Genomic DNA, 25022 nt, shown 5'->3' on the forward strand with positions numbered 1-25022 from the left:
GACAACCCCCCACGTCCCGGGCGGCCGAGCGGCCACCGCAGGGCGAAGAGTAGACAGTTGCTGTGACCGGCACCACGACCCTGGGCGCGGCGGTCCGCTCCGCCGGCGTCGCCGAGCTGGTGTGGCGGCGCAACGGCCAGCCACCCGGCGCACTGGGCGTGGTGCCGCTGTGGCTGGGGGACCGGGCGGCGGTGGCCCTGCCCTGGGCCCAGGTCGAGGCGGCGCGCGCGGCCGCTGCGGGTGGTGAGGCGGCGCTGGTGCTCTCCGACCCGCGGCTGACCGGCCCGGGCTGGGAGCCGCTGGTGGCCACCGGAGGGCTCACCCTGGTCGAGGACGGCGACGGCAGCCTGTTCACCGAGCAGCTGCTGGACCAGGAGCTGCGCAAGCACCCGCCGTCCCGGGCGCTGGCGGACTCACCGATGCTGCGCCGGGAGCACTGGTGGTACCTGCCGCGGCTGGTCCTGCTCCTGGACTCGGTCGACATCGTCCCGGGCGGGCGCCGGGACGGCCCGGCCGACGCGGTGCTCGCGGTCGACGACGACGGGCTGCACGTGCGCACCGTCCGGGTCATCGACTGGGACGCCGACCCGCTGTCGTTGACCGGGGCACCGCCCGACGTCCGCGGACCGGCCGTGCTCGTCGGTCAGGAGCTGTCGGTGCCCGACGTCGAGCGGTGGACCGTGCACGTGACCAGCGGCCACGCCGCCGACGGCCGGCTCACCGAGGTGCAGCCGGCCGAGGACCGGGCCCTGGAGCCGGTGCCGGGCCTGCGCGCGCGGGTGCGGCGACAACGGGCGCTGGAACGTGGGTGCGTCCAGGCACTGCGGGCAGCCGGCCACCGCTGAACGGCCCCGGGGTCAGTCGGGCGGGCCCTCGGCTGTGGGGTCGGGCAGCAGGCTGCTGAGCATCCGGGCGGTCATCTCGACCAGGGGCAGGTGCCGGGTCAGCGTGCGGGGCTGGGCGCGGGAGGCCACGCCGCAGAGGGTGCCGAACACCGCGCCCTCGCGGGTGACCAGCGGGACGCCGATGTAGGCGGCCACCCGTTCAGCGTGCCCGGTCATCAGGTCGCGGTAGGCCGGGGTCGCGGCCGCGACCGTGGCGACCCGGGGCCCGACCCCGCTGACCATCGAGTGGCAGAAGCTCTGCTGCCAGGGCACGACCGTGCCCTGCGGGATGACCTCCTGCGGGTGGGCGTACAGCACCACCTGCGAGGGCTCCTGGAGGTGGGTGACCATCCAGACGTCCAGGCCGACGGTGCGGTGCAGGAACGCGAGCGAGGCCCGTGCGGCCGCCCTCCAGTCCTCGAAGGGGACGACGTCGTCCACGACGAGCGGGACCATGCTCCCGATGATCCGCCTCCTCCGGCAGTCGTCAACGTCCGCGGACGGGGTCGATCCGGTACCGGCGGGAACTCACCGTACCGTGGTCTTCCGCTCACCCTCGGCGACGGCTGGGGTGGCCGACCGTCGGTACCGTGCAGGGCATGGCCACGAGCAGGTCCGCGGGACAGGGGCCCACCGGTGAACCGGTCCGGCCCGGCGTCCTGCGCTGGCTCTGGTACGCGATGGGCGGCGGTCTGCCCGAGCGGCACGCCAGCTGGGTGCTGCACGACACCACGACCGCCACGTGGGGCTGGCGGCACGTGCTCCGGGCGGTGGTGCAGATGGCGGTGCCGATCGCGCTGGTCCTGCTGCTCGTCCCGGGCCCGTTCTGGATCCGCGGGATGACCGCGCTCGGCGGCCTGCTGCTCGGGCTGATCTTCTCCTTCGCCTACATGACCGAGACGACCGAGAACCGGGTGAAGAAGGCCGGCTACCCGGTCGGCACCGCCCAGACGGTCCGCGACCGGGCGCAGGCCGGCCGGGACGCCGAGCAGACCGCGAGGCGGCGGGCGGCAGCGGACAAGCGAGCCGCCCGCTACCGGGAGCGTCAGGGGCGCTGAGCCCCCGGGGCGTCGAACCAGGTGACCTGGTCGGGCGCGGCGGTGAACGGGTTGGCCCACTCCGACGGGGCGCCGGTGATCGGCTGGGCGTCGGTGACGACGACGAACGGCGTCCCCGGGTAGACGGCGAGCACCCGGGTGGGGGAGGAGAGCTCCTCGGTGCGCTCGATCAGCTCACCGCGGCGCAGCTGCTGGGTCGTGCGGCGGCCGGACAGCTGCTGGCCCACCTCGGCGACCCACTGGGCGCCGTCCTGCCCGAAGGCGATCGAGTGCACCCGCTGCCCGGGCGCTGCGGGCTCGCAGCCGGCGAACTCGGCCAGGGCCTCGTAGAGCCGTTCGGCCTGCTCGTCGTCGCTGGCTCGCGGGAGGAAGAAGGCCACCATGGCCGCCATCCTCGCCGAGGCGACCGACACTCCTGCCGGAGAGCGGGCTCGGTCAGCTGCCGCCGCTGCCCCGGAGGACGTCGAGGTCCCCGGCCCGGGCCGCTTCGAGCCGCAGCCGCTCGATCTCGGCCTGCACCGCCGACAGGTCCCCGGACGAGCGCAGCAGGTGCGCGAGCGCGCCTGCGCTGTCGGCTCGCGCGGCGCGGGCGAGGGAGTCGATGAGCTCCCGCAGCGAGCCGCTCTGTTCGCCGTGGCTCACCAGGCGCGCGACGCCGTTGACCGTGCTGCGCACGTCCTGGATCAGGAACGGGAGCTGGCGCACCGTGTAGCCGATCAGGACGAGCAGGTCGAAGGGCAGGCGCACCAGCGCGACAACGGCCGGGACCAGGCCGAACGTCGGGGGAGGAGGCGGGCTGGCCGGGCCGAGGTCGTCGCTGGACGTCATGGGCTCACTCTCGCTCTAGAGGTCGTGGTCTGCACCTCTCCGCCGTGCGGGCTACCCCAGTCGGCGGCGGAGCAGCTCGTCCTCCTTGCGCAGCACCACCGCGACCAGCTCCCGCACCGCGCCCTCCGCCTGCCGGCCGATCAGCGGGGCGTCGACGGTGGCGTCGCCGGTGACCGTCGACCGGGTGCCCGTGGGGTCCGGGACCAGCCGCCGCTCACCGGTGACCTGGACGACCCGGCCGAACACCTCGGCCCGCACGTCGAGCTCGCTGCGGTGGCCGCCGGCGCCGTCCGGGCTCCAGTCGCTGCGTTCCACGACCGCCACCGACGAGCCGACGAAGCGGGCGAACACCGGCGGGATGCCGGCGGTGGGGGCGGCGAGCCGGGTGGTGGTGCTGGTGCCGGCCACGGTCACCTCCTGGACCTGCGCGCCCAGCGCCGCGGCGCGGTCGCGCAGGAACTGCTCGTCGGTCAGGAGCGCGAGGACGGCGTCCGGGGTGGCGGGGTAGCTGCTGGTGGAGTCGATGGGCACCACCACATCGTCGGCGGTGCGCGCCGTCCGCGCCGGGTCGACCGCACTGTGACCAGCTCGTGATCGACAACTGGGCAAGCGCACCCTAAGTTGCGTTAGGCAAACCTCAGTTGCTCGTCCCGCCGGCCACGCGTCGTGCCGCACGGGCGCTGTACCACCACCCGGAAGGACCCCATGCGTCGCGCCCCGAGACTGGTCACGGTCTCCACAGCAGCACTGCTCGTCGGCGGCCTCGCCGCCTGCTCGTCGGACTCGTCGGCCGTCGAGACCGACGCCGCCGCGGACTTCACCCCGATCACCGTCGAGCACGCCTTCGGGACGACGACCATCGAGTCCGAGCCCGAGCGGGTGGCCACGGTGAACTGGGCGAACCACGAGGTGCCGCTGGCCCTCGGCGTCGTCCCGGTCGGCATGGCCGCCGCCAACTTCGGTGACGACGACGGCGACGGCATGCTGCCGTGGGTCTCCGAGCGGCTCGAGGAGCTGGGTGGCGAGACCCCGGTGCTGTTCGACGAGACCGACGGCATCGACTTCGAGGCGGTCGCCGACACCGACCCCGACGTCATCCTCGCCGCCTACTCGGGGCTGACCCAGGAGGACTACGACACGCTGAGCGAGATCGCGCCGGTCGTGGCCTACCCGGAGGCGCCGTGGGCGACGCCGTGGCGGGAGATGATCGAGGTCAACGCCGCGGGCATGGGCATGGCAGGGGAGGGCGACGAACTCATCGCCGACATCGAGCAGGACATCGCCGACACCGTCGCCGAGCACCCCGAGCTCGAGGGCAAGTCGACGATGTTCCTCACCCACGTGGACACCAGCGACCTCAGCGAGGTCAGCTACTACACGCCCTACGACACCCGCAGCGCCTTCTTCACCGACCTCGGGCTGTCCACCCCGTCCAGCGTGGCCGCGGCCTCCACCGACAGTGAGCAGTTCTCCGGGACGGTCAGCGCCGAGCAGGTCGACGTGTTCGACGACGTCGACATCATCGTGACGTACGGCGGCCAGGAGCTGGTCGACGCACTGAACGCCGACCCGCTGCTGTCGCAGATCCCGGCGGTCGCCAACGGGTCGATCGTGCTGCTCCCGGACACCCCGCTGGGCACGGCGGCGAACCCGACGCCGCTGGCCATCTCCTGGGTGCTCGACGACTACGTCGACCTGCTCGCCGAGGCCGCCGACAAGGCAGCATGACCTCGGTCCTGGCCACCCCGGCCCCGGACGCCGCCGTCGTGCGGCGCCCGGGGCCTGTCCGGTTCCTCTGGCTGCTGGTCGTGGTCGGGCTGCTGGTCGCCCTGATGGCCCTCTCGGTCGCCGTGGGCTCCCGCGGGGTCGGCTGGTCCGACATCGTCGCCGCGCTCGGTGGGTCGACGGAGAACATCGGGCAGGCGGCGGTGACCAAGCGGATCCCGCGCACGGTCCTGGCGGTCGTCGTCGGCGCTGCGCTGGGCCTGTCCGGTGCGGTCATGCAGGGCGTCACCCGCAACCCGCTGGCCGACCCCGGGGTGCTCGGGATCAACATGGGCGCCTCGCTCGCGGTGGTCGCCGGGATCGCCTGGTTCGGCCTGTTCTCGGCGACCAGCATCGTCTGGACGGCGATCGTCGGCGCCGGTGTCGCGGCGGTCTTCGTCTACGCCGTCGGCTCGCTGGGCCGGGGTGGGGCGACCCCGCTCAAGCTCGCCCTGGCCGGCGCGGCCACCTCGGCCGCGCTCACCTCGTTCATCACCGCGGTGGCCCTGCCCCGCGGCGACATCGTGGAGAACGTCGTGTCCTGGGAGATCGGCGGTGTCGGCGGTGCCACCTTCTCCGGCATCGGCACCGTGGCTCCGTTCCTCCTCCTGGGGCTGGTCATCAGCCTGCTGTGCGCGCGCAGCCTGAACTCCCTGGCGCTGGGCGACGAGCTCGCCGCCGGCCTCGGGGAGCGGGTCGCCCTCGCCCGGGGCGTGGCCGCGCTCGGGTCGGTCCTGCTGTGCGGTGCCGCCACCGCGGTCGCCGGGCCGATCGGGTTCGTGGGGCTCGTCGTCCCGCACCTGTGCCGGCTGCTGGTGGGCATCGACCACCGCTGGCTGCTGCCCTTCTCCGCGATCGCCGGCGCGTGCCTGCTGACCGGCGCCGACGTGCTCGGCCGGATCGTGGCCCGCCCGACCGAACTGGACGTCGGCATCCTCACCGCGATCATCGGCGCCCCGTTCTTCATCGCGATCGTCCGCCGGCAGAAGGTGCGCGAGCTGTGACCGCCGTCGTCACCCCAGCGCCCTCGACCGTCGACACCGTCGCCCGCGGGCGCGTCCGCCGTGCTGCGCGCCGGCGGCTGGTGATCACCCTGCTCGCGCTCGCCGTCCTGGTCGCCTTCGCGGTGACGCTGATGGTGGGGCGCACCTTCTACCCGCCCGGCGACGTGCTCCGCGTCGTCCTGGGCTCCGACGTCCCCGGGGCGTCCTTCACGGTCGGCACGCTGCGGCTGCCGCGCGCCGTCCTCGCGGTCGTGGCCGGCCTCAGCTTCGGCCTGGCCGGCGTCACGTTCCAGACGATGCTGCGCAACCCGCTGGCCAGCCCTGACGTCATCGGCATCACCTCGGGGGCCAGCGCCGCGGCGGCCTTCGCGATCGTGATCCTTGGCTGGTCCGGCACGGCGGTGTCGGTCACCGCGATCGTGTCGGCGCTCGGGGTGGCCCTGCTGATCTACACGCTGGCGTTCAAGGACGGCGTGGCCGGCACCCGGCTGATCCTGATCGGCATCGGCGTCGCCGCCATGGGCAAGAGCGTCACCTCCTACGTGCTGTCGAAGGCCGGGGCGTGGGACTTCGCGGAGGCGCTGCGCTGGCTGACCGGCAGCCTCAACGGCAGTACCTGGGAGGCCACCGTGCCGGCGCTGGTGGCGCTGCTGGTGTTCGGGCCGGTCCTGCTCGGGCAGACGCGGAACCTCTCCGCGCTGCAGCTGGGCGACGACACCGCCTCCGCGCTGGGGGTCCGGGTGGAGCGCACCCGGGTCATCGCGATCGTCGCCGCGGTCGCCCTGCTGGCCTTCGCGACCGCCGCGTGTGGTCCGATCGCGTTCGTGTCGTTCCTGGCAGGCCCCATCGCGGCGCGGCTCGTCGGGCCGAACGGCTCGCTGCTGGTGCCCGCCGCGCTGGTCGGGGCGCTGCTCGTGCTCGTGGCCGACCTGTGCGGCCAGTACGCCTTCGGCACCCGCTACCCGGTTGGCGTGATCACCGGGGTGCTCGGGGCGCCGTACCTCATCTACCTGATCGTCCGCAGCAACCGCACCGGAGGCTCCCTGTGACCGCCACCCACTCGCTGGCAGCCGAGGACCTCACGCTGGCCTACGGCGAGCGCACCGTCATCGAGGGCCTGGACCTGCTGGTGCCGTCGGGGCGGATCACCGCGGTCGTCGGGGCGAACGCGTGCGGGAAGTCGACGCTGCTGCGGTCGATGTCGCGGCTGCTGGTCCCGCGCAGCGGGCGGGTGCTGCTCGACGGCAAGGCGGTGCACCGGCTGCCGGCCAAGGAGCTGGCCCGCACGCTCGGTCTGCTGCCGCAGTCGCCGATCGCGCCGGAGGGGATCACGGTCGCCGACCTCGTCGGCCGGGGGCGGCACCCGCACCAGCGGGTGTTCTCCCGGTGGAGCAAGGAGGACGACGCCGCGGTGGCGGCCGCCCTCGACGCGACCGAGACGACACCGCTGGCCGACCGGGCCGTCGACGAGCTCTCCGGCGGGCAGCGCCAGCGGGTGTGGATCGCGATGGCGCTGGCCCAGCAGACCGACCTGCTGCTGCTGGACGAGCCGACGACGTTCCTGGACGTCGCCCACCAGATCGAGGTTCTCGACCTGCTGACCGACCTGAACCGGACCCGCGGGACGACGATCGTGATGGTGCTGCACGACCTGAACCTGGCCGCCCGCTACTCCGACCACCTGGTCGCGCTGTCCGGCGGACGGATCCACGCCGCCGGCACCCCGGAGGACGTGCTCACCGAGGAGTGCGTGCGCGCAGTCTTCGGCCTGGACAGCCAGGTGATCGTCGACCCGACCTCGGGCAAGCCGCTGATGCTGCCGATGGGCCGCCACCACACCGCCCCGCGCGCCGACGTCCTGCAGGGCACGTCCGGCAGCTGACCGGGCTGGCGCCTGTCCGGGCGGGACGAGATGTGGCGCCGGGGGAGGAGCTAGGCGACGTCGTCGCCATCGCGCAGGGAACGGACCATCTTCTGCAGGACCCGGAACGCGTCGGACTGCTCGCGATCGGTCAGGCCGGTGAGCATCCGGACCTCGACGGACCGGACCGCTGCGGTCGCCTCCTCGAGGCTCCGTCGGCCGCGAGGCGTGAGCCGGGTGGGCAGGGCCTTCCCGACGGGGGGTTCCGCGGGTCTGGTCACGTAGCCCTCTCGTTCCAGGGCTTGGAGCAGCACGTTCATCGACTGCCGGGTCACGAACGCGCCGCGCGCGAGCTCGGAGTTCGACGAGCCCGGTCGTTGGGCCAGCAGTTCGAGGCAGGCGTAGCGCGTCACGTTCATCCCGAGCGGCCGGAGCACGTCCTCCATGGCCACACGGAGAGCACTGGATGCCTCTTTGAGCAGGTAGCCCAGCGACGTCTCCAGGTCGACGCCGACACCGTCTTGACTCATGTCAGCATCCTGACATACGTTGCTCCATGTCAGGAACCTGACATATACGGAGGAGCGACACCATGCCCGTCACCGGCCCCGACTTCATCTCGCTCCAAGCCCGCGACCTCGAGGCGTCGCAGGCGTTCTACGAGCAGTACCTCGGCCTCGTCCGCTCACCGGCCGGACCTCCGCACGCCGTCGTCTTCGAGACGAAGCCGATCGCGTTCGCGCTCCGCGACGTCGTGCCCGGCACCGATCTCGCCGCCGTGGCCCAGCCCGGGATCGGTGCCGCGATCTGGCTGCACGCCACCGACGTCCAGGCCATCCACGACGCGCTCGTCGTCGACGGCCACCCCATCGTCTCCGCGCCGATCGACGGGCCCTTCGGCCGGACGTTCACCTTCGCCGACCCCGACGGCTATCAGGTCACTCTCCACGACCGCGCCTGACCGATGAGTGCTCACCTCGCTCGGCAGCTGCGCTGACCAGCGCCTCACGTACGGCGATGGTCAGCGGTTGGTGGAGAGGACGACGTCGTCGACGTAGGTGATCCCGGTGGCCGCCTGCGGGTCGCGGTACTGGCCGATCTTCAGGTAGGACCCGGAGTCCATCATCGTGCGGCCGTACTGCCAGCCGGCCCGCTGCACTCCGTCGACCCAGGCCTCGGCCCCGCCCGTGGCCGGGTCGTTGGACATCACGAAGTGCACGTTCACGTCGAACCACTCGCCGAGCACGAACTCACCGGCGGGCACCAGGACCTGGCTCTTGCCCTCCATGCCGACGCGGAGCAGCAGGTCGTTGTCGTCGGACAGGCCCAGGGTGATGGCGGGGGAGGAGATCCCGGTGTGCCACTGGGTCAGGATGTAGAACCGGTCGTTCTGCTCCTGCTGCATGGACGGGTCGACCATGAGCCGCTGCTGGAACCAGCCCTCGAAGCCCTCGGTGAGGGCGGTGGCCGACCTGTCGGCGGAGGAGGGGGACAGCTCGGAGCGCTCTCCGCCGGCGGACCGGTCGCCCTGGCGCAGCTCGAAGCGGGCGACCCGGCTCCCGTCGATGGTGGGGAACGTCGTGCGGGTGGGCGAACCCTCCGCCGCCCACCCGGGGCACAGGCTGGACGACGCGGCGGTCTCGTGGTTCTGGACGTGCACCCACACGCTGCAGTCCAGGCCGCTCTCGAAGTCGTCGGACCACAGCACGGTGTTCCCGGCCGGCCCACGGCCGGCGGCGACCGGCTCCGGTTCCGCGGTCGGCTCGGGTGTCGGCTCGGGTGTCGGCTCGGGCGTCGGTGTCGGTGTCGATGTCGGCTCCGGTGCCGCGGTCGGTGCGGCGGTGGGCGCCGGGGCCGTCGTGGCGGGAGGCGGCTCCTCCACGGGTGCGCTGGTGGTGGGGGCGGGCGACTCGGTGGCCTTGGGCTTCTTGTTGGCTTGGCCGCGCGAGGCCGCGGTGGTGACCTGGACGTCGGACTCAGCGCTGGTGACGGCGGTCGAGCGGTCCTCGCGGGCGGCGTTCGCGACGGTGGAGCCGGTGAGGAGGGTGGCCAGTGCGAGCGCGCCGACGGCGGCAGCTCGGCGGGTGGGGGAGAGCAGCATCGGGGTCCTGTTCAGGCATGGGGGTGAGCCACGCCCGGACGGGTGGCGATGTAGGTATCGGCTGGGTCCGGGAGGAAGCGGAGCGCCCGTCAGCCGTCCGGGGGAGACCTCCGGCAACCCGTCCGACGAGTGGGCAGTCGCCGAGTGCACGGGGTGTGCCACGTCGTCCGCGGCTTCTGCAGCGTCGGAGCGCTCGCGGAGGACGGCGAAGCCAGGCCGTCGCGCGTTCGACGGTTCAGCTGGGCGGGCCCCCGACACCACGGACGCGAGGCAAGATGTCAGACCTGTCTTGTATGAGTGGCGACCGGGATCTCAGACCTCTCCGTCGAGGAGGCAGGACGAGTGGCACGAACGGCATGTCGTCCCACACCGGAGGAGCACGCGCCATGAAGCACATCAACTCGATCGAAATCGCCCTGCCGCGGGAGGGCGTGGCCCAGCTGCTCGCCGACCCGGCACATTTCCCGAAGTGGCTGCGGGGCCTGGTGCTGCACGAGCCGCTGAGTGGGACACACGGGCAGCTCGGAACCAGGTCGCGGGTCGTGATGCAGTCGGGGCAGCGGGAGATGGAAGTCACCGAGACGATCACACGCCGGGAGCCGGCAGACCTGCAGAGGATCCCCGAGGGGATCGTCGTCCACTTCGACCGCGAGATCGTCGGCGCGGGCATGTGGAGCGTCGTGCGCGATCGGCTGACCGAAGCCGGTCCAGAGACGACGCTCTGGGAGAGCGAGAGCGAATACCGGTTCAGCGGTCTGCTGATGCGACTGATGGGGCTTCTCATGCCCGGCGTCTTCCGCAAGCAGTCGCAACAGCACATGCAGGACTTCAAGGAGTTCGCCGAACAGGGGAAGGACGTCCGCGAAGGGCAGAGCTGATCTGCCGCGATCAGCACCGACGATCTCTGACGGAGATCGGCAGCTGCTCGGCGCGCCCGGTCACGGGATCCAGTACCTGCGTAATGCCTGGTGGTGGGGCGGGTGGGGCTCGAACCCACGACCCAGGGATTATGAGGGCGCTCAAGCGGCTTGACGACTCATGCCGCTCACCTGCGGACTCGGCCATTCGCGCAGCTCAGGCGGCCAGCTTGACGTTCGGCCAGAGACGGGCTGATCACCCGTGATCGCCGTGGCTCGTTGGCCCAACCGTTGGCTCAGAGCCGTGGGCGACTGCCGTCGGCACCAGGCGCCTTGGCTACGCCTGCTTCCCTGTGGTGGGAGACTGCCGGGGCTCGCCTCGACCCGAAGGAAGGTTCGGCTTGGCTGATTCGGGGGCTCCCAAGCGAGGGCGCCACATTAAAGAGGGCCTCCGCTGGCTCGCGTGGAGCGCTGCCATCAGCCTGCTGCCCTTCGGGTTGACCTATGCCTTCCGCTTCTACGACGCGCAGCGGTTTCCGTCGATCAGCGACGTATTTGGATCGGGCCAGGGGCTCCTGACAGCGCTCGCCATGTTCGCCGTGGCCCTCAAGGAACTACAGGGCCCGCGCCTCCAGCGCACCGGCTGGGCTGACGGGATGGCCCTGCTCTCGGTGCTGAACCTGCTGGCGCTTGCGGCCGGGTATGGCTTCCTGACCAACGACGCGATCAATGGGGTCGCTCAGACGGCAGACCAACGACGTCTGATCGCTGTGGTCACCTTGGTCGTGCTGGTCATCGGCGCGGCGACAGCCTGCGCAGCGACGACGACGGCTTCTAAGCTGAAGGAACAAGTCACCGGAAGGGAGGCTGGTCTTGGAGCTTGACCTCCTCCTCGGTGTGCTGCTTGGCACAGCGGGGTCCACGCTAGCGGCGACGGTAGTGGGCGCTGTTGCGGCTCTCAGGAAGCGTCGAGAGGCGCGCCCGACGCCTGCCGAAACGGGGCCCGCTGCCTTACGAGAGCCTGAGAGCGAGGCCCTCAAGGATGCGCTAAGCCGTGTCCTCGCGGGGACCGTCGGTGACGAGGGAGAGCGGGCGGCACGGCCTCTTCGCACGACGGAGGACTATCAAGGCGTTGCGGACTTGCTAACGGCTCTGGCCGACGAAGTGCGGGCCACTGCTCCCACGAAACGCGAGAGAAATCCTGCGGAAGAGGCGCCCTCAGCCTAGGGATATTCTGTGTCAAGGGCTCACAGCGTCGAGTCGCCGACGCGGATGACTGCCCGCTGCGCCGGAGGGCGGCGTCCTCGATCTCTCGTAGCGAGCTTCCGAAGACTAGGGAGTGAGTCATGGCAATGCTGATACAGAACAGCGATGCGGCCACTTCGCTGCGCCTCCACGTCAGCCTCGGCTTCCCGGGCGACCAAACTCTCGACCTGCGCGTAAGCCCCGGTGCGGCCCGAGAAATCCGAGACATGATGGAGGCCGAAGACGTCTTCGGCGGGGAGATTATTGAGCATTCCGCGGGGACTGACTTGGTTGTCTACGCCGGGTCCCTCGCAGGCGGATTGACTGGCCTTGCTGCCGTGCTTCGCGCCTTCTTTCAGCGAAACCGCGACAAATCGGTCACCTTCTCCTACGGCGACACGTCGCTTGAGATCAGGGGGATGGGAGAAGCGGCATCCAGGAGGCTTGCTGACCAAGCGCTCGCAGAGATGAAGCAGCAACAGCTCGAAAGAGACGCGCAGTGGCGACGGCTCATCGAGGGGAACGACCAGGAACCCGGATGATCTTGTCTTGGTCGGGCCGCCGTGCCGCACAGAGGCGCCACCCGCTCCCGAGTGGTCAGGCCATCCCACATGCCCCAGGGCTCGTCGCAGGCCAGGGCGTGTGCCAGGCAGGCCGCGCGCACCGGGCAGCCCGCACAGACGGCCCTGGCGGCAGCGGTCGGCCGACCAGGTGCGTCGTCCATCCAATTTTCAGCGTCGTAGCCCCGGCAGGCGGCATCGACAGTCCACTTGCCCGGGGCTGGTCGCTTGGGTCGGACGTTGCCGCGCAACCGCTGTAGCGCGGCTGTCACCGCGTCCCGCTTCTGTGGCATCAGAGACCCCGAAGTGCCCGGTGCACAGGCGGCTCAGTCATGTGGATGCCCTGCTGGTCGACCAGGGCCTGCGCGTACCGGCGTCGTGCCTCGGGCGTGGGCGCGCCCGGATCGGCGGCACGGAGTGGTTGTCCGTTCTCGTCCAGCACGGCGCGGACCCACCCACCGCGCGGCCCACGGCGCATTCCCGGTGGCGGGCTCGCCGTCTCGACGGGAGAGGCGGGCCGCCCGCGTCGCGCGCCAGGTGGGCGAGCGAATCCGCGATAGCCACTCATCAGGGCACGACCGGCTCAGGGGTGGGCAGTGCGGCGTTCCAGGTCCCGGGCTGACCGGGTTCGCCGGCTCGGACGCGTCGCACGATCTTCACGGAGTTCGGCATGAAGACGTGCAGCGCCACCGTGTCGTCACCCAGGTCTTCGGTGATGACGGCGACGCGTACGGGCTCCCGCAGTGCACCGAAGTGGAGGAGGTCGGCGTCGGAGAACGTGTAGAAGACGATCTGGCCCAGCATGGCGGGTTCCTTCCGGTCGGCGGCTACTGACCACCGTGCAGAAGGACGCCGCTGATCTGGTGGCGAACTCTGTTCGCGGACAAGCTGTCCCTTATCGGATCCGACCTACGCTCAACGGCATGAGCTTCTGGACCGCCCAGACCGGTCCTCACTGGGATGGGGATGCCAAGGGCGACGGCACCGATCGGTGCATCGGCGAGGTCGTCTGTCCCGACTGCCAGAACGTCATGGCCCGGTTCCTGGAGGGTGCCAACGGTGTCGGGCTGCGGGCGTGGATTCCAGCGCGGGCCGTGGGCGACCCCGGCGGTCGAGATGCGGGGTGGGAGTGCTTTACGCCGATCGCAGACGACCAACCGGCCGACCAAGATGGTTCGGTCCTGAGCTGCTGGCGGGGGCACGGTGGCCTGTGGATCGATGGTGCGGCTTGCCGCGAAGTGGTGCGGCTCTACCGAGAGCGCGGCAAGAAGGTGCGGCACGCGGCCGGGCGAGCGCCTGGCGACGCGGTATGATCATCGGCATCTGATCGCCTGAGGCGGGGCCGCTCGCCAACGTCGGACTTTAGGCAGCCGACACGAATCCTCGCTGGGGGAACCGTGTCCGCTGTCCTTCTCCTTCTCGCACTGCTGCCGGTCGCGCGTTTCGTGCTGGTACTCATCGTGGTGCTGGTCGCGCTAGTGACCAAGGATGACTCTCGGCGGGACGCCGCCGTCTCAATCCTTCCGATGGTGCGTTCGGTGCGTGCCTGTGCCGCGGCAGCCCAGCAGAGCATCGACGGTGGCGCTTCCTCGTCGAAGAGCTAATCGCGACCGCCGAGAGATGGCGCGGATCAAGAGCTGCCCACTTGGCCCGCGCCACCTTCAGTCAATCTCGATAAACCGAGGGAAGCGAAGACCGCATGTGGTCCTGGAATAGCTGATATTGCTGGTTCTGCTGCGCCCTAGCCGCGAGGGTCTCGGCTGAGACCCCTGACCGCAGAAGCAGAAGGCCCATCAGCACCCACCGCAGGGACTGGCTCACTGCATAGAACTCGTCGATCAAGTTCTCTTCCAGGAAGCCTTGCGTCCGATGTGCGAAGGAGTTGCGGGCGTTGTAGACGCTGCTGACCCAGCGATTGTCCTTTCCGCAGACGCCGGGTAGCGCTTCAGTGGTTTCGGAGACCAAGCGCTTAAGCCGTTGCTTGTAGTTGGCTTCCTCAAGGCGACTCACGGACCCATTGACTATCTGCTGTAGGCGGTCGTCCTCTTGGGCGATCGCGGCGGCCACGAGTGCGTGCAGCCGTTCCGCGTCCTCTTCGCCCATGCGGACGTCCTCCGGGAACAGTGTCCGGTGGACGCCTTCGGCAACTGTCGTCAGCTCCGCGACCTGGGTCTCGATGTTGGGATTGCTTCCACGAGGTAATAGACCCGCGACGACGGCGGCAGCGGGGCCGACCTGCTCATAGGTGTCGAGGAACCCACTGAGAACTTCCAGCCCGGCCTCGTGGAGAGGGAGCAAGACGTCGCCCACCTGTACCCGTGGGCCCGGATCGGGACGTAGTCCGCCATGCCGAACCTCAAGCCAATCTTCCCCGGACTGGACCTCAAGGGCCGTCAGGGGCGAGCTCGAACCGAGGGCGAAACTTAGGTAGGTAACGATGGGTGAGGCGAAGGATGTATCGATCCGTCGGAGGGTTAGATCGCCGAGGTTCTCAGCCTGAATCCAGACCGACCTTGTGATGCGGCCTTCGACCAGAGAGCCCCACGAGGCCCCTAGCTGCTCCTTTAGAGAGAGTTTGACCCCTTTGCTCGTCTCTACGGGCGGCAGATTGAGCCGCGCAAGCCGGACGGCGACGCCTTCCTCTTCGGGGTTCTCGCGCTGCACGCGTGGAAGGCTGGCCCAGGCGTCGATGTCGGCTGCCCGCACCCGGACCCCATTGAAGGTTTCTTCGCCGCTCGCGAGATGTGCGCCTCGGACCATCACGCGAGCCTGCAACTTGTGTCGATCCAATGGCGCTCCGATGAAGTGGACCTCGTTCCTCCCGGTGGTCATGCAGTCGATGAGCGTCACGCGGCGCGGAGTGCTCTCCAGGAGGCCATGCACCAACAAATCTGTCGGTTCGTCAGCTGGCCCCATCATCGTCGCGCCGGTTTCTTCGTTATGGCTGATGACCTGCATGGAGGGCGTCAACTGCCCATGAACTTCGAGTATGGGAGTCCCGGTGTCCGAGAAGGTCAGGTGACCCGGCAATGTCTTATCCGGATCGCTCGACAACCAGAACACGCCAGTTTCGGAGGTCATGATCGGACGGTACCGGGCAGGTGAGACGGTCAACACTTCGCGGTGGTGTACGGATGGCGGCACGATCGACTCGGGGTCGAAATCAACCCATCGACGTCGGAGCCGGCGACTACGGGGCGTGGACGTCGATGACGGGCGGTTCGTTGGTCGGCTTCTCAGCTGGAGCGTCGGCTTGCTTTCGCACCGCGCGGGCCAAGGAGACTGCGTGCTCCAAGCTGGCTGGGTCTCCGGTCTGAGTGACGAGCCACCGAGCGAAGCGGAGATAGGCGAGCCACGCAAGCAGAAGACAGATCGGACCGACGACCGGGGCCAGCCACAGCCACTCGCTCATGGATGCTTGCGCTGCCCTTCGGTCGTCGTGGTGGGTGCGCTCAGTCGGTCGGGACGTCGAAGGCAAGCGTCTTGATGAACGCGGCCACACGATCCGCCTCAGCAGGCGTTAGGTCTTCCGGCAGACGCAACTTCGCTCGAAGCCCCGGACGAACGGGGAAGGGGTACTCGATCAGGCCGTCGGCCTCGGCGGTCGACTGCAAGGGCGGGGCCGCCTGGGTCGGAGGCTGTTCAGAGGGCGAGGGCGTCTCGGGCGTCGGATCAGGCGTTTCTGATACAGCCGAGGAGCGCTTACGCGTGCCGTTGCGTGTCGTTCCCGTGCGAGACGCACTCGGGGTACGTCCGTTGCGGGGCCGCCAATCGCCGCCATCCAGCTTGCTTAGATACATCTGAACTGACTTCAAGAAGCGTTGGCCGTATACGGCAAGGCTCTGCTCGCTGTAGTCCGAAGCCGAGCGGATGTTGAACCGGCGAATCAGCTCATCCGTGTCGACGCTCCGCAGGTCCAAGTCCTCCCAGCCATCCTCAACAGACAGAACCTTCGTCGAGGCGGTCCTCATCGCCGAAGCCGTTGCGCGGGGCAGCTCGCTCCGTTCGATCGTCCAGTTCAAGAACGCGACCAGCCCCGCGCCTGTCCCGCTCGACATATCAGCAGCCACGTACAGCCTCCGTAGATGTGGGGCCTAAAGTTCGTCATCTCCGATGATGAGGTCCCGAACGTCATACGTCAAGGCGAAACACGCTGTATGCGTGTCAGCGACCCGTCTTGGCTCCCATACGCCTCGCGCTCGCCGCGTTCGCTCGATTGCCGCGGTGTAGTCTGGGGCCTGGGCGACGTGGGCGTACACCGCGTCCGTGAAGGCGATGGAGCTGTGCCCTAGCCACCGGCTCACGCTGAACATGTCGTGCCCGTCTGCGAGCCACTGGCTGCCGCAGGTGTGCCGCAGGTGTGCCGCAGGTGGTGGGATCGGACTCCAGTGTGTGCGTCGGCGGGCAGGCCCACGGCGGCCACGGCCGGGCGGTAGACGTTGCGTAGAACGCCTGTGCGTTCCACAGGTGGTCAGCGCCTGCCGTGCCGTAGTCGCAGCCGCTACGAGCCCGACCGGGCCACAAGGGCGCGTCCAGTTCATCGCGGCGCGGGTAGGTGGCGAGGTACTGGCCCAGGTCGTGCAGCAGCTCGTCATAAAATATTGGAACCCGTCGCCGGCTCCTGGCGCTCTTGGTTCCTCGAAGGCCCAGCCGGTGCCGGGCACGTTCTTGGCGGTGCGCTCGACCGCCGCGTCTCGGCGGGCCAGTCGCAGATCCCGCAGGCGCAGGCCTGCCAGCTCACTCGTCCGCAGTCCGACCCCAGCCGCGAAACGGACCAGCAGCCCGTAGACCGGGTCCGTTTCTGCCACCTTCGCGGCCAGGGCGTCGACCTGCGCCCGGCTGAGGAAGTGGCCCTCGACCTTCTCACGGCCGGTGGGCAGCGCCTTCGGCACCGCTACTGCCTCGCAGGGGTTGCTCGGGGATGACGTTGTGCCGCCGCGCGTAGCGGAAGGTCGCTTGCAACGGGAAGAACGCCCATCGAACGGTCGCAGGCATCAGCGGTTCGCCGTGGGTGGTGCGCAGGCCGCGCAGCGAAAGCTCGATATCCCGACTCGTGATGCTGTTCAGCTTCCGGGCTCCGAACGCGGGCAGCGCATAGTTCGCGAGGTTCCGCCGGTACTTCTCCACTGTCTGGGATCGGATGCCGCTGGTGGCAGCGCTCGCGAGCCACTGGTCCGCCACGTCGGAGAAGGTCACCCGTCCGGCCTGCGGGTCGACGTAGGGGCCGGTCGCCCGGGCGTGCGTGACGCTGGCTCGGAACTGCCGGGCGGCAGTCTCGGTCGTGAACGTCTTGCTGCGGACGCGGGCCTTGCCGGTGGTCGCGTGCACCTCGCGCCAGCGGGCCACGTAGACGGTGCCCTTGCCCCGCTGGACCTTGTAGACGCCCGGCGTGCGGGTGGGAATGCGCGTGACCATCTCAGGCGACCTCTGCAGCCGTGGGGGAAGGGACGGGGTCAAGGGCAGCGGAAGTGAGAAGGCCGCCGATGCTGCTGGGGTTCCATTTCGCGCGCCCGGTCGGCGTCGGCACGCCTTCGTCAGTCAGAGCGGCAGCGATCTTGCGGTAGCTCGACCCGGCCGCGTTCATCGCGACGATGTGAGCCAGCAGTGCGGGGTCGATTTGGCGTGGGCGGCGCATGCGGATGCCTCTGGCCTTGGCGGCTCCGAGAGAGGTCTTCGTGCGGGCGCTGATCGCGTTCCAGCTCGGCGAAGACGGCGAGCATCTGCGCCATCGCCTTACCGTGCGGAGTGGTCAGGTCCATGCCCAGGTCCAGCACGACTAGGTCCCACTTCTGGCGGCGGGCGGTCTCGAGGACGTCGCTGGCCTGGATGACGCTGCGGCCGAGGCGGTCCATCTTTGCGACGACGAGCGCCTCCGCTTCGCCGGCTTCGAGGCGGGCCAGCGCGCAGTCGAGAGCCGGGCGGTTGCGGAGCTTGCCGCTCACGCCTTCATCGACCTGGTATTGCACCTGCCAGCCACGGCGGGCGGCCTCCTGCTCGACGGCCGCGCGCTGGGCGTCGAGGCCGAGGCCGCTCTGGATCTGCTCGTCAGTGCTGACCCGCAGGTAGGCGACGACCGGCCGTCGGTTTCTGTGCGTCGGCCCGAGCGGCGTTGCCGAGCCGGGCACCGGCCGGGCCTTTCTGGTCGGTCTGGGTCGGGATGGTGCCGCGCGCGTCGGCACGGGTGGGCGTGGGGTGGCGGTGCACGTGGCCTCCTGAGGCTCCTGATGTGCGGACCGACTCAGCCAACAGAAGTCGACGCCGAAGGTTCAGCGTTCGACGCTGCGGGCGGGTGACGCCGAAGTGCTCCGGCGTCGATACGTCCCGTTCGGCGTCAGCGGCGCCGGGGGTTCCGCCGCGAACGCGGTCCGGAGGCCGTGGGCCCGTAGCGCGGTGGGGGAGGGGCGTCGTCCCCGCGCAACACCGGCCGGGCGGGTGCTTGTCGCGCCCGGTGCGGCTCCACCGGGGGCGCGTGCCAGGGCTCGGGGAGACCGGAGCCAACCGCCTCCGAGTGTGCGGGCGGCCCCGCGCACGTACACGGTCGGCAGCTCTTTGGCGGAACGCATCCGCCGGACCGTCACGCGAGAGACGCCGAGGTAGGCGGCCGTTTGTTCGTCGCACCAGAGCGGGCCGTGGTCGCGGGGCTTCGTGGGGGTGCTGGGCATGGGGGAGATTCCTCCGTGAGTGGAGGTTCCTGTCCGAGAACGCAAAGAGCGCCGGGCGAGGAACCCAGGTGTCTGGGATCCGCCCGACGCTCACGCCAGCCGATCAGCGTTTGTCGCATCAGCCCTGGCTCGACAGCGGTGCCTTGTCGCTCAGCAAGGAGATGACGGCGGTAGTGCGACGTCCCGCTTTCAGCGGGCACCCGTACGCGGTGGTGCGCCTGTTGCCTGACCATCCTGACCCACGGAGGAGCGGAGCGGCAAGCACCCGGCGGGGATGGACAGAGCGCGCCTGAGCGGGCTATCCACAGGCCTCGTTGGCCCAGACGTTGGCCTAACGGGTCGAAGCGCCGACGGCGACCTGAGCCGGCGAGCCACTGGCCTGGTGATTCGCGGTGGGGCGGGTGGGGCTCGAACCCACGACCCAGGGATTATGAGTCCCATGCTCTGACCGGCTGAGCTACCGCCCCAGGGCGTTCACGCTAGCGGTCGCCCTCAGGCGATCGGCATGGTGCTGCCCAGCACGCGCCCCTCGGAGTCCAGCGCCTCGACGGCCAGGTACGCCGGGTCGCCGTCCACCGGCAGCCGGGTCTCGAACCCGGACCGGGCGACCGGCTCCCCGGCCTCAGCTGCCACCTCGTCCTCCCCGGCGACCAGTCGCCAGGAGGCGACCTCGGTCGCACCGTTCCAGCTGACGTACACGGCGCCGTCCTCCAGTACCGCGTCCGGCGGGTCCGCCGGCGTCGCGCTCCACTCGGCTCGGTACGCGCGGTAGTTGTCGCCGCTGCCCAGCGCGGCGTCCCAGAGCAGCGTGCCGTCGGCGGCGAACTCCGAGTAGTACGGCCGCGACCCCCACCCGATGAACACGTTGCCGTTCGGCAGCACCTCCAGGCTGCCCTGGCTGCCGGCCAACCGGTCGGGGTCGGGCGGCAGGTACTCGGTCACCAGCGTCGCGGTCCGGGCCTGCTCGTCCACGTCGAGCCGGAGACCCCGCGAGGTGGGGCCGATGTCCGGCTCGGACTGGTTGTCGAACAGCGTCAGCGTGCCGTCGGTCTGCCGCTCCGCGTCGTGCTGCCAGGCGAACTCGACCCCGTCACCGAGCTCGAAGTCGCTCTCCTCACCGCCCAGGGTCCACAGCACCTCGCCGGACTCCCGGTCGACGTCGTAGACCCCCCAGGTGTTCCGCGCCGAGACCAGCAGCGACCCGTCGGCGTCCTCGGCGACCGAGTTGACGTGGAAGTAGTCGAACGGCTGGTCCTCGGTGCCGCCGTCGTCGGAGAACTCGCTCTTGGTCGCCTCCAGCGGCACGTGGTCCAGCGACCGCCAGGAGAACAGCACCTCACCGGTGTCGACGTCGACCTCCTGGACGACGTTGTCCCACACCCAGCCGTCCTCGGGGCCGCCGACCGGGGTGAGGTCGATCTGCTCCTTGACGTAGGCGGCGATCAGCGCGGTGCCGTCGGAGGTGAGCCGCCCCTCGTGGATGTCGGCCTGCCCCGGCTCGACCTCGCCGCCGGTGGTGATCGTGGCGATCTCCCGGTAGGAGTCGTCGACGACGACGAACTCCCCGAGCCCCATCCCGACCACCGGGCTGGTGCCCTGCCACCAGGTCAGCACCGGCTCGCCGTCGAGCTCCTGCACCCGGACGTCGTAGCTGCGGCTCTCGGTCGGGTGGATCCAGATCGGCTCGCCCGTCTCGTCGACGATCAGCACCCCGTTGAGCGGCGCGCCGTCGCTCTTCGGTCCGAGCAGGACGACCGACCCGTCCGCCTCCGGTGCGGCGGCCGCCGGGGTGATCTCGATGTCGGGGGCGGTCAGGTCGGGGCGGCTGACGTACGCCGGCACCGCGGGCCCGACCGTGGCCTCGGCCTCTTCCTCCGCCGCGCCGCCGTCCGTGCCGCAGCCGGCGACGAGCGCCAGTGATGAGATGCTGGCGCACAGCGCGAGGGGCAGGGACCGGGTTCGCGGCATGCGGGGATCCTCGCAGGGGCCAGGGATCTTCGCAGGGGCCGGAGATCCGCGCAGGCGCCGCCGACACCATGGACATTTTCCGTCCAGATCGTCCACGTGTCGCGCCGATCGACCCCCTGACCTGCTGGATCATCCGCCTCGTTGGACCACTCCAGTCCCAGACGTCTCATCTGCGCCGCTCCGCACTGGCGCAGCAAGGTCACGATCAGGCAAACTGTCGACCGGTTGCTCCTGGAGCCGCCGAGGTACGAATGCAGTCATCGCGCGACAGGTCCGTTGGGGAAGACGAACCAGTCGAGTCGATGGAGGTGCGCCGTGCAGCGACGGTCAACCCAGGGTGTCGTCTTCGTGCACGCGTGCCCGAAGGCGCTCTGCCAGCACGTCGGATGGGCGCTCGAGAGCGTTCTGGGCGCGCCGGTGTCTTTGTCATGGGCTGACCAGCCCGTGGCGCACGGGGCCTACCGTGCCGAGATCGCCTGGACAGGCGCACCCGGCACTGGGGCCAAGCTCGTCGCTGCCCTCAAGCAGTGGCCGATGCTGCGCTTCGAGGTCACCGAAGAGGCCAGCCACGGCAACGACGGCGAGCGCATGTCCTACGTGCCCGGGCACGGCGTGCACCGGTCGCCGGTCAGCGCCAACGGCGACCTGGTCATCAGCGAGCAGCAGCTGCGGCACCTGGCCGCGACCGCCACCTCGGTGGAGGCCTTCCGGCACGGCGTCGACGCGCTGCTCGGTTCGGCGTGGGACGCCGACCTGGAGGCCTACCGGTACGCCGGCGACGCCACCCCGGCCACCTGGCTGCACCAGGTCGTCTAGGGCCGCCTTCCGGGCCCCGCCGCGAGCCTGCGAGTGGTGGGGAGAAGGTGGTCCTTCCACTGCTCCTCGGAGCAGGTCGCATGATCGCCGCACTCGCGGTACCGCCGCCGTCCTCACGCTGCAGAGGAGGGTCGGCGACTGCGCGGTGAGGCCGGCGGTCGGCCCGCACACGCACAACGGCCCGGCACCCTCCACGGAGGGTGCCGGGCCGTTGTGCGTCAGGCCCCGTCCGGAGGCTCGCCCCGAGCGCGCGAGGGGTGAGTGGGACGGGGTCCTTCGTCAGAGTGGGATGTTGCCGTGCGCTCCCCGGCCGGAAGGGGCCTCCGCCAGCGCGGCGACCAGCCGGCGCTTGGTCTGCGTCGGCTCCACGACCTCGTCGACGACGCCGATCTCCCGGGCGCGGTTGACCCCGCCGGCGATCCGCTCGTGCTCGGCGGCCAGCTGGGCGTGCAGCGCCTCCCGCTCGCCGGGCGGGGCAGCGGCCAGCTTCTTGCGGTGCAGGATGCCGACGGCGGCCTTCGCGCCCATCACGGCGACCTCGGCGCCCGGCCAGGCGAACACGGCGGTGGCGCCCAGCGAGCGGGCGTTCATGGCGATGTAGGCGCCGCCGTAGGATTTGCGGGTCACCAGCGTCACCCGCGGCACCACGGCCTCGGCGAAGGCGTGCAGCAGCTTCGCGCCGCGGCGCACCACGCCGTCCCACTCCTGGCCGACGCCGGGCAGGTAGCCGGGGACGTCGACCAGCACGACCAACGGCACCCCGAAGGCGTCGCACATCCGCACGAACCGGGCCGCCTTCTCCGCCGACGCGGAGTCCAGGCAGCCACCCAGCCGCAGCGGGTTGTTGGCGATCACGCCCACCGTCCGGCCGGCCAGCCGGCCCAACGTCGTCACCACGTTGGGCGCGAAGCGCGGGTGCAGCTCCAGCCCGGGGGAGTCCAGCAGCGAGGCGACCAGCGGCTTGACGTCGTAGGCCCGGTTGCGCTGCTCGGGGAGGAGGGTCATCAGGTCGACGGCGGGCTCCTCGGCGGCCGGGGCGAAGGTGCCCTGGGCGGCGAGCAGGTCGACGGCCTGGCGCGCGGTCTCCAGCGCCTCGGCCTCGGTGTCGGTGACCACGTGCACGACACCGGAGCGCCGGCCGTGGGTGTCCGGGCCGCCCAGCTGCTCCTGGTCGACGACCTCACCGGTGACCGAGCGGACGACGTCCGGGCCGGTCACGAAGACCCGCCCGGCCGGGCCCATGATCACCAGGTCGGTCAGCGCCGGCCCGTACGCCGCCCCACCCGCGGCCGGGCCGAGGACGACGGAGACCTGCGGCACCCGCCCCGAGGCGCGCACCATCGCGGCGAACACCTCACCGACCGCGTGCAGGGCGGTGACGCCCTCGGCCAGCCGCGCCCCACCCGAGTGCCAGATCCCGACGACCGGCACCCGCTCCCGCAGGGCGGTGTCGATCGCGTCGACGATGTGCCGGCAGCCGTCCAGGCCCATGGCACCGCCCATGATCGTGGCGTCGGTGCAGTAGGCGACGGCGGGGGAGCCGGCCACCGTGCCCCGGGCGGCGAGCGCCCCCGAGGTGTCCCGGGCCGACAGCAACTGCATCGAGCCGGGGTCGAAGAACCGGGCGAGCCGGTCCTCGGGGTCCCGCGGGTCGACGGTGGGAGTGGTCGGCGGTGCGGCGGAGACGGTGGTCATGAGCAACTCCTCGAAGCGCGGGTCGGGAGGGTGCGGCCGCGCTGCAGGGTCCCGCTGCGAGGTCGCGCCTGCTGGAGGGCAGCGGGGTCCTGCGTCACGCCGTCGTGAACACCAGGGCCATGTTGTGGCCGCCGAAGCCGAACGAGTCGTTCAGTGCGGCGGAGAAGGTCGCCTTCCGCGGTTCGCGGCGGACGATGTCGAGGGCCTGGACGGCGGCGTTGTCGTCGGGGTCGTCGAGGTTGGCGGTCGCCGGCACGATCTGTTCGCGCAGCGCCAGGATCGAGAACACCGACTCCAGCGCACCGGCCGCGCCGAGCAGGTGCCCGGTCTGGCTCTTGGTGGCGGTGACCAGCGTGTGGTCACCGATGGCGTCGTGGATCGCGGAGGCCTCGGCGGTGTCGCCGATCGGGGTGGAGGTGGCGTGGGCGTTGACGTGGCCGATGTCGGCCGGGGTCAGCCCGGCGTCCCGGATGGCGGCGGCGATCGCCCGCCCGGCACCCTCACCCTCGGGGTGCGGGGCGACGAGGTCGTAGCCGTCGGCGGTGCCGCCGGCACCGGCCAGCCGGGCGTGGATCCTGGCGCCGCGCGCCTTGGCCGCGTCGGCGCGCTCGAGGACGAGGGCGGCAGCGCCCTCGCCGAGCACGAACCCGTCCCGGCCCTTGTCGAACGGCCGGGAGGCACGCTCGGGCTCATCGTTGCGGGTGCTCATCGCGCGCATGGCGGAGAAGCCGGCCATCGGCAGCGGGTGCACGCAGGCCTCGGTGCCGCCGACGACGACCATGTCGGCGCGGCCCAGGCGGAGCAGGTCCAGCCCCCAGCGGATGGCCTCGGCGCCGGATGCGCAGGCGCTGACCGGGGCGTGCACCCCGGCCTTGGCGCCGACCGCGAGCCCGACCGCAGCGGCGGGGCCGTTGGGCATGAGCATCGGGATGGTGAAGGGGGAGACCCGCTTGGGGCCCTTGGCCTCGAGGATGTCGTCCTGGTCGAGCAGGGTGACCGCGCCGCCGATGCCGGTGCCGAAGACGACGGCGATCCGTTCGGGGGCGACACCGGAGTCGGCGCCGGCAGCGTCGCGCCAAGCCTCCTCGGCGGCGATCACGGCGACCTGCTGGCTGCGGTCCAGCCGCCGGATACGCACGCGGTCGAGCACCTCGGCCGGCTCGGTGGACAGCCGGGCGACGAGCTGGGCCGAGAAGTCCTTGGCCCAGTCGTCGGTGATCCGGCTGACCCCGGACCGGCCGGCCAGCAGCGCCTCCCAGGTGGAGGCCACGTCGCCACCGAGGGGCGTGGTGGCGCCGAGCCCGGTGACGACGACGTCAGCGGTGGGGGTGCTCATGGACGTTCCTCCTGGGAGTAGCTGGGTCTGGCCGGACGGCCGGGTGGTGGAGCTGGTCGGCCACCCTTCAGGCGCCCGCGTGGGGGGAAGGGTGGTCCTTCCTCAGCCCTGGTTCTTCTCGATGAAGGAGATCGCGTCGCCGACGGTCTTGATGTTGGCGAGCTCGTCGTCCGGGATCGCGACGCCGAACTTGTCCTCGACGGCGGTGGCGATCTCCACCATCGACAGCGAGTCGACGTCGAGGTCGTCGGTGAAGGACTTCTCGGGGGTGGCGTCGGCGGGGGCGACCCCGGCCACCTCCTCCAGGATCTCGGCGAGACCGGCCTGGATGTCTGCGGTGCTGGGCACGCGGGGTCCTCTCTCTGGCGTCGGTGGCGGGAGCC

At 70.8% G+C, this 25022-nt stretch carries 29 protein-coding genes, 1 tRNA gene and 1 pseudogene; 12 read left to right on the forward strand and 19 right to left on the reverse strand.

Annotated elements, in window-relative coordinates; genetic code table 11:
* The first annotated feature begins 62 nt into the window (after nucleotides 1-62).
* Nucleotides 63-845 (forward strand): hypothetical protein, encoded by a 783-nt coding sequence (locus tag O2W53_RS05565; RefSeq protein ID WP_269162021.1) that lies wholly within the window; start codon nucleotides 63-65, stop codon nucleotides 843-845.
* A 12-nt stretch (nucleotides 846-857) separates the two neighbouring features.
* On the opposite strand, the gene O2W53_RS05570 is transcribed toward O2W53_RS05565, so the two are convergent.
* Entirely contained in the window at nucleotides 858-1340 is a 483-nt protein-coding gene (locus O2W53_RS05570; RefSeq protein WP_269162022.1) for a histidine kinase, read from the reverse strand.
* A 143-nt stretch (nucleotides 1341-1483) separates the two neighbouring features.
* Between O2W53_RS05570 and O2W53_RS05575 the strand changes: the two genes are divergently transcribed.
* Nucleotides 1484-1942 (forward strand): DUF5313 family protein, encoded by a 459-nt coding sequence (locus O2W53_RS05575; protein WP_269162023.1) that lies wholly within the window; start codon nucleotides 1484-1486, stop codon nucleotides 1940-1942.
* On the opposite strand, the gene O2W53_RS05580 is transcribed toward O2W53_RS05575, so the two are convergent.
* From O2W53_RS05580 to O2W53_RS05590, 3 genes are read right to left on the reverse strand one after another with little or no spacing between them, the layout of a single operon-like run.
* The gene (locus O2W53_RS05580; protein ID WP_269162024.1) at nucleotides 1930-2325 is read right to left on the reverse strand and encodes a hypothetical protein; all 396 of its coding nucleotides are present in this window, start codon (nucleotides 2323-2325) and stop codon (nucleotides 1930-1932) included. The genes O2W53_RS05575 and O2W53_RS05580 overlap by 13 nt on opposite strands.
* A 52-nt stretch (nucleotides 2326-2377) precedes the next feature.
* Nucleotides 2378-2770, reverse strand: coding sequence for a hypothetical protein (locus O2W53_RS05585; RefSeq protein WP_269162025.1), 393 nt, complete (start codon nucleotides 2768-2770; stop codon nucleotides 2378-2380).
* Between the two features lie 51 nt (nucleotides 2771-2821).
* Nucleotides 2822-3301, reverse strand: a complete 480-nt coding sequence (locus O2W53_RS05590) for a DUF2505 domain-containing protein (protein WP_269162026.1) — start codon at nucleotides 3299-3301, stop codon at nucleotides 2822-2824.
* A 174-nt stretch (nucleotides 3302-3475) separates the two neighbouring features.
* On the opposite strand from O2W53_RS05590, the gene O2W53_RS05595 reads away from it, so the two are divergent.
* From O2W53_RS05595 to O2W53_RS05610, 4 genes are read left to right on the forward strand one after another with little or no spacing between them, the layout of a single operon-like run.
* Nucleotides 3476-4498, forward strand: a complete 1023-nt coding sequence (locus tag O2W53_RS05595) for an iron-siderophore ABC transporter substrate-binding protein (protein ID WP_269162027.1) — start codon at nucleotides 3476-3478, stop codon at nucleotides 4496-4498.
* A complete protein-coding gene (locus tag O2W53_RS05600; RefSeq protein ID WP_269162028.1) occupies nucleotides 4495-5538 on the forward strand; it encodes a FecCD family ABC transporter permease in 1044 nt (347 codons plus the stop codon). The genes O2W53_RS05595 and O2W53_RS05600 overlap by 4 nt, the downstream gene beginning before the upstream one ends.
* Nucleotides 5535-6587 carry a FecCD family ABC transporter permease gene (locus O2W53_RS05605; RefSeq protein WP_269162029.1) on the forward strand — a complete coding sequence of 351 codons (1053 nt, stop codon included), beginning with the start codon at nucleotides 5535-5537 and terminating at the stop codon, nucleotides 6585-6587. Before O2W53_RS05600 ends, O2W53_RS05605 begins: the two co-directional genes overlap by 4 nt.
* Nucleotides 6584-7420 (forward strand): ABC transporter ATP-binding protein, encoded by an 837-nt coding sequence (locus tag O2W53_RS05610; protein ID WP_269162030.1) that lies wholly within the window; start codon nucleotides 6584-6586, stop codon nucleotides 7418-7420. The genes O2W53_RS05605 and O2W53_RS05610 overlap by 4 nt, the downstream gene beginning before the upstream one ends.
* Before the next feature lie 50 nt (nucleotides 7421-7470).
* Here the strand turns inward: O2W53_RS05610 and O2W53_RS05615 are convergent, their stop codons facing one another.
* The gene (locus tag O2W53_RS05615) at nucleotides 7471-7929 is read right to left on the reverse strand and encodes a MarR family winged helix-turn-helix transcriptional regulator (protein ID WP_269162031.1); all 459 of its coding nucleotides are present in this window, start codon (nucleotides 7927-7929) and stop codon (nucleotides 7471-7473) included.
* A gap of 62 nt (nucleotides 7930-7991) precedes the next feature.
* On the opposite strand from O2W53_RS05615, the gene O2W53_RS05620 reads away from it, so the two are divergent.
* Nucleotides 7992-8360 carry a VOC family protein gene (locus O2W53_RS05620; protein WP_269162032.1) on the forward strand — a complete coding sequence of 123 codons (369 nt, stop codon included), beginning with the start codon at nucleotides 7992-7994 and terminating at the stop codon, nucleotides 8358-8360.
* A 60-nt stretch (nucleotides 8361-8420) separates the two neighbouring features.
* Here the strand turns inward: O2W53_RS05620 and O2W53_RS05625 are convergent, their stop codons facing one another.
* Complete coding sequence (locus O2W53_RS05625; protein ID WP_269162033.1) at nucleotides 8421-9500, reverse strand: heparin lyase I family protein; 1080 nt, start codon at nucleotides 9498-9500, stop codon at nucleotides 8421-8423.
* 386 nt (nucleotides 9501-9886) lie between these two features.
* Between O2W53_RS05625 and O2W53_RS05630 the strand changes: the two genes are divergently transcribed.
* From O2W53_RS05630 to O2W53_RS05640, 3 genes are all read left to right on the forward strand, one after another.
* Entirely contained in the window at nucleotides 9887-10378 is a 492-nt protein-coding gene (locus tag O2W53_RS05630) for an SRPBCC family protein (protein ID WP_269162034.1), read from the forward strand.
* A 380-nt stretch (nucleotides 10379-10758) separates the two neighbouring features.
* Nucleotides 10759-11241, forward strand: a complete 483-nt coding sequence (locus tag O2W53_RS05635; RefSeq protein WP_269162035.1) for a hypothetical protein — start codon at nucleotides 10759-10761, stop codon at nucleotides 11239-11241.
* 462 nt (nucleotides 11242-11703) lie between these two features.
* The gene (locus tag O2W53_RS05640) at nucleotides 11704-12144 is read left to right on the forward strand and encodes a hypothetical protein (RefSeq protein ID WP_269162386.1); all 441 of its coding nucleotides are present in this window, start codon (nucleotides 11704-11706) and stop codon (nucleotides 12142-12144) included.
* A 50-nt stretch (nucleotides 12145-12194) separates the two neighbouring features.
* On the opposite strand, the pseudogene O2W53_RS05645 reads toward O2W53_RS05640, so the two are convergent.
* Nucleotides 12195-12455: pseudogene (locus tag O2W53_RS05645) on the reverse strand (WhiB family transcriptional regulator); the annotation flags it as partial.
* A gap of 274 nt (nucleotides 12456-12729) precedes the next feature.
* Nucleotides 12730-12966: a hypothetical protein gene (locus O2W53_RS05650; RefSeq protein WP_269162036.1), complete on the reverse strand. Its 237-nt coding sequence runs from the start codon at nucleotides 12964-12966 to the stop codon at nucleotides 12730-12732.
* Nucleotides 12967-13085: 119 nt separating this feature from the next.
* Between O2W53_RS05650 and O2W53_RS05655 the strand changes: the two genes are divergently transcribed.
* On the forward strand, nucleotides 13086-13475 hold the full coding sequence (locus O2W53_RS05655) for a hypothetical protein (protein WP_269162037.1): 390 nt from the start codon (nucleotides 13086-13088) through the stop codon (nucleotides 13473-13475).
* A gap of 352 nt (nucleotides 13476-13827) precedes the next feature.
* Here O2W53_RS05655 and O2W53_RS05660 read toward each other — a convergent pair whose 3' ends face one another.
* The 8 genes from O2W53_RS05660 to O2W53_RS05685 form a co-directional block, all read right to left on the reverse strand.
* Nucleotides 13828-15243 carry a HEPN domain-containing protein gene (locus O2W53_RS05660; RefSeq protein WP_269162038.1) on the reverse strand — a complete coding sequence of 472 codons (1416 nt, stop codon included), beginning with the start codon at nucleotides 15241-15243 and terminating at the stop codon, nucleotides 13828-13830.
* A 371-nt stretch (nucleotides 15244-15614) separates the two neighbouring features.
* Nucleotides 15615-16232 (reverse strand): hypothetical protein, encoded by a 618-nt coding sequence (locus O2W53_RS05665; protein ID WP_269162039.1) that lies wholly within the window; start codon nucleotides 16230-16232, stop codon nucleotides 15615-15617.
* 793 nt (nucleotides 16233-17025) lie between these two features.
* Nucleotides 17026-17577: a phage integrase central domain-containing protein gene (locus O2W53_RS05670; protein WP_269162040.1), complete on the reverse strand. Its 552-nt coding sequence runs from the start codon at nucleotides 17575-17577 to the stop codon at nucleotides 17026-17028.
* Between the two features lies 1 nt (nucleotide 17578).
* Nucleotides 17579-17797 (reverse strand): recombinase family protein, encoded by a 219-nt coding sequence (locus tag O2W53_RS23885; protein WP_442929271.1) that lies wholly within the window; start codon nucleotides 17795-17797, stop codon nucleotides 17579-17581.
* Nucleotides 17697-18287: a recombinase family protein gene (locus tag O2W53_RS05675; RefSeq protein ID WP_269162041.1), complete on the reverse strand. Its 591-nt coding sequence runs from the start codon at nucleotides 18285-18287 to the stop codon at nucleotides 17697-17699. Before O2W53_RS05675 ends, O2W53_RS23885 begins: the two co-directional genes overlap by 101 nt.
* 141 nt (nucleotides 18288-18428) lie before the next feature.
* Nucleotides 18429-18824, reverse strand: coding sequence for a helix-turn-helix domain-containing protein (locus O2W53_RS23890; RefSeq protein WP_442929272.1), 396 nt, complete (start codon nucleotides 18822-18824; stop codon nucleotides 18429-18431).
* A 393-nt stretch (nucleotides 18825-19217) separates the two neighbouring features.
* Nucleotides 19218-19291, reverse strand: a tRNA-Ile gene (locus tag O2W53_RS05680).
* Nucleotides 19292-19316: 25 nt separating this feature from the next.
* Nucleotides 19317-20792, reverse strand: a complete 1476-nt coding sequence (locus O2W53_RS05685; protein ID WP_269162042.1) for an arylsulfotransferase family protein — start codon at nucleotides 20790-20792, stop codon at nucleotides 19317-19319.
* Nucleotides 20793-21140: 348 nt separating this feature from the next.
* Between O2W53_RS05685 and O2W53_RS05690 the strand changes: the two genes are divergently transcribed.
* Nucleotides 21141-21608: a DUF3145 domain-containing protein gene (locus O2W53_RS05690; protein WP_269162376.1), complete on the forward strand. Its 468-nt coding sequence runs from the start codon at nucleotides 21141-21143 to the stop codon at nucleotides 21606-21608.
* Nucleotides 21609-21887: 279 nt separating this feature from the next.
* Here the strand turns inward: O2W53_RS05690 and O2W53_RS05695 are convergent, their stop codons facing one another.
* The 3 genes from O2W53_RS05695 to O2W53_RS05705 all read right to left on the reverse strand — a co-directional run bounded on the left by O2W53_RS05695 (nucleotide 21888) and on the right by O2W53_RS05705 (nucleotide 24987).
* Nucleotides 21888-23303 (reverse strand): acyl-CoA carboxylase subunit beta, encoded by a 1416-nt coding sequence (locus tag O2W53_RS05695; protein ID WP_269162043.1) that lies wholly within the window; start codon nucleotides 23301-23303, stop codon nucleotides 21888-21890.
* Between the two features lie 94 nt (nucleotides 23304-23397).
* Nucleotides 23398-24639 (reverse strand): beta-ketoacyl-[acyl-carrier-protein] synthase family protein, encoded by a 1242-nt coding sequence (locus O2W53_RS05700; protein WP_269162044.1) that lies wholly within the window; start codon nucleotides 24637-24639, stop codon nucleotides 23398-23400.
* Nucleotides 24640-24741: 102 nt separating this feature from the next.
* On the reverse strand, nucleotides 24742-24987 hold the full coding sequence (locus O2W53_RS05705) for an acyl carrier protein (RefSeq protein ID WP_166757665.1): 246 nt from the start codon (nucleotides 24985-24987) through the stop codon (nucleotides 24742-24744).
* Nucleotides 24988-25022: the final 35 nt, after the last annotated feature.

Source organism: Modestobacter sp. VKM Ac-2978, assembly GCF_026968025.1.
Taxonomy (GTDB): Bacteria; Actinomycetota; Actinomycetes; order Mycobacteriales; family Geodermatophilaceae; genus Modestobacter.

Excerpts from the sequence above, each read along its gene's own strand:
- O2W53_RS05570 (WP_269162022.1), bottom strand. The coding sequence starts at position 1,340 with ATGGTCCCGCTCGTCGTGGACGACGTCGTCCCCTTCGAGGACTGGAGG.
- O2W53_RS05575 (WP_269162023.1), top strand. The coding sequence starts at position 1,484 with ATGGCCACGAGCAGGTCCGCGGGACAGGGGCCCACCGGTGAACCGGTC.
- O2W53_RS05580 (WP_269162024.1), bottom strand. The coding sequence starts at position 2,325 with ATGGTGGCCTTCTTCCTCCCGCGAGCCAGCGACGACGAGCAGGCCGAA.
- O2W53_RS05585 (WP_269162025.1), bottom strand. The coding sequence starts at position 2,770 with ATGACGTCCAGCGACGACCTCGGCCCGGCCAGCCCGCCTCCTCCCCCG.
- O2W53_RS05595 (WP_269162027.1), top strand. The coding sequence starts at position 3,476 with ATGCGTCGCGCCCCGAGACTGGTCACGGTCTCCACAGCAGCACTGCTC.
- O2W53_RS05600 (WP_269162028.1), top strand. The coding sequence starts at position 4,495 with ATGACCTCGGTCCTGGCCACCCCGGCCCCGGACGCCGCCGTCGTGCGG.
- O2W53_RS05615 (WP_269162031.1), bottom strand. The coding sequence starts at position 7,929 with ATGAGTCAAGACGGTGTCGGCGTCGACCTGGAGACGTCGCTGGGCTAC.
- O2W53_RS05620 (WP_269162032.1), top strand. The coding sequence starts at position 7,992 with ATGCCCGTCACCGGCCCCGACTTCATCTCGCTCCAAGCCCGCGACCTC.
- O2W53_RS05625 (WP_269162033.1), bottom strand. The coding sequence starts at position 9,500 with ATGCTGCTCTCCCCCACCCGCCGAGCTGCCGCCGTCGGCGCGCTCGCA.
- O2W53_RS05630 (WP_269162034.1), top strand. The coding sequence starts at position 9,887 with ATGAAGCACATCAACTCGATCGAAATCGCCCTGCCGCGGGAGGGCGTG.
- O2W53_RS05640 (WP_269162386.1), top strand. The coding sequence starts at position 11,704 with ATGGCAATGCTGATACAGAACAGCGATGCGGCCACTTCGCTGCGCCTC.
- O2W53_RS05650 (WP_269162036.1), bottom strand. The coding sequence starts at position 12,966 with ATGCTGGGCCAGATCGTCTTCTACACGTTCTCCGACGCCGACCTCCTC.
- O2W53_RS05655 (WP_269162037.1), top strand. The coding sequence starts at position 13,086 with ATGAGCTTCTGGACCGCCCAGACCGGTCCTCACTGGGATGGGGATGCC.
- O2W53_RS05660 (WP_269162038.1), bottom strand. The coding sequence starts at position 15,243 with ATGACCTCCGAAACTGGCGTGTTCTGGTTGTCGAGCGATCCGGATAAG.
- O2W53_RS05670 (WP_269162040.1), bottom strand. The coding sequence starts at position 17,577 with ATGGTCACGCGCATTCCCACCCGCACGCCGGGCGTCTACAAGGTCCAG.
- O2W53_RS23885 (WP_442929271.1), bottom strand. The coding sequence starts at position 17,797 with ATGCGCCGCCCACGCCAAATCGACCCCGCACTGCTGGCTCACATCGTC.
- O2W53_RS23890 (WP_442929272.1), bottom strand. The coding sequence starts at position 18,824 with ATGCCCAGCACCCCCACGAAGCCCCGCGACCACGGCCCGCTCTGGTGC.
- O2W53_RS05685 (WP_269162042.1), bottom strand. The coding sequence starts at position 20,792 with ATGCCGCGAACCCGGTCCCTGCCCCTCGCGCTGTGCGCCAGCATCTCA.
- O2W53_RS05695 (WP_269162043.1), bottom strand. The coding sequence starts at position 23,303 with ATGACCACCGTCTCCGCCGCACCGCCGACCACTCCCACCGTCGACCCG.
- O2W53_RS05700 (WP_269162044.1), bottom strand. The coding sequence starts at position 24,639 with ATGAGCACCCCCACCGCTGACGTCGTCGTCACCGGGCTCGGCGCCACC.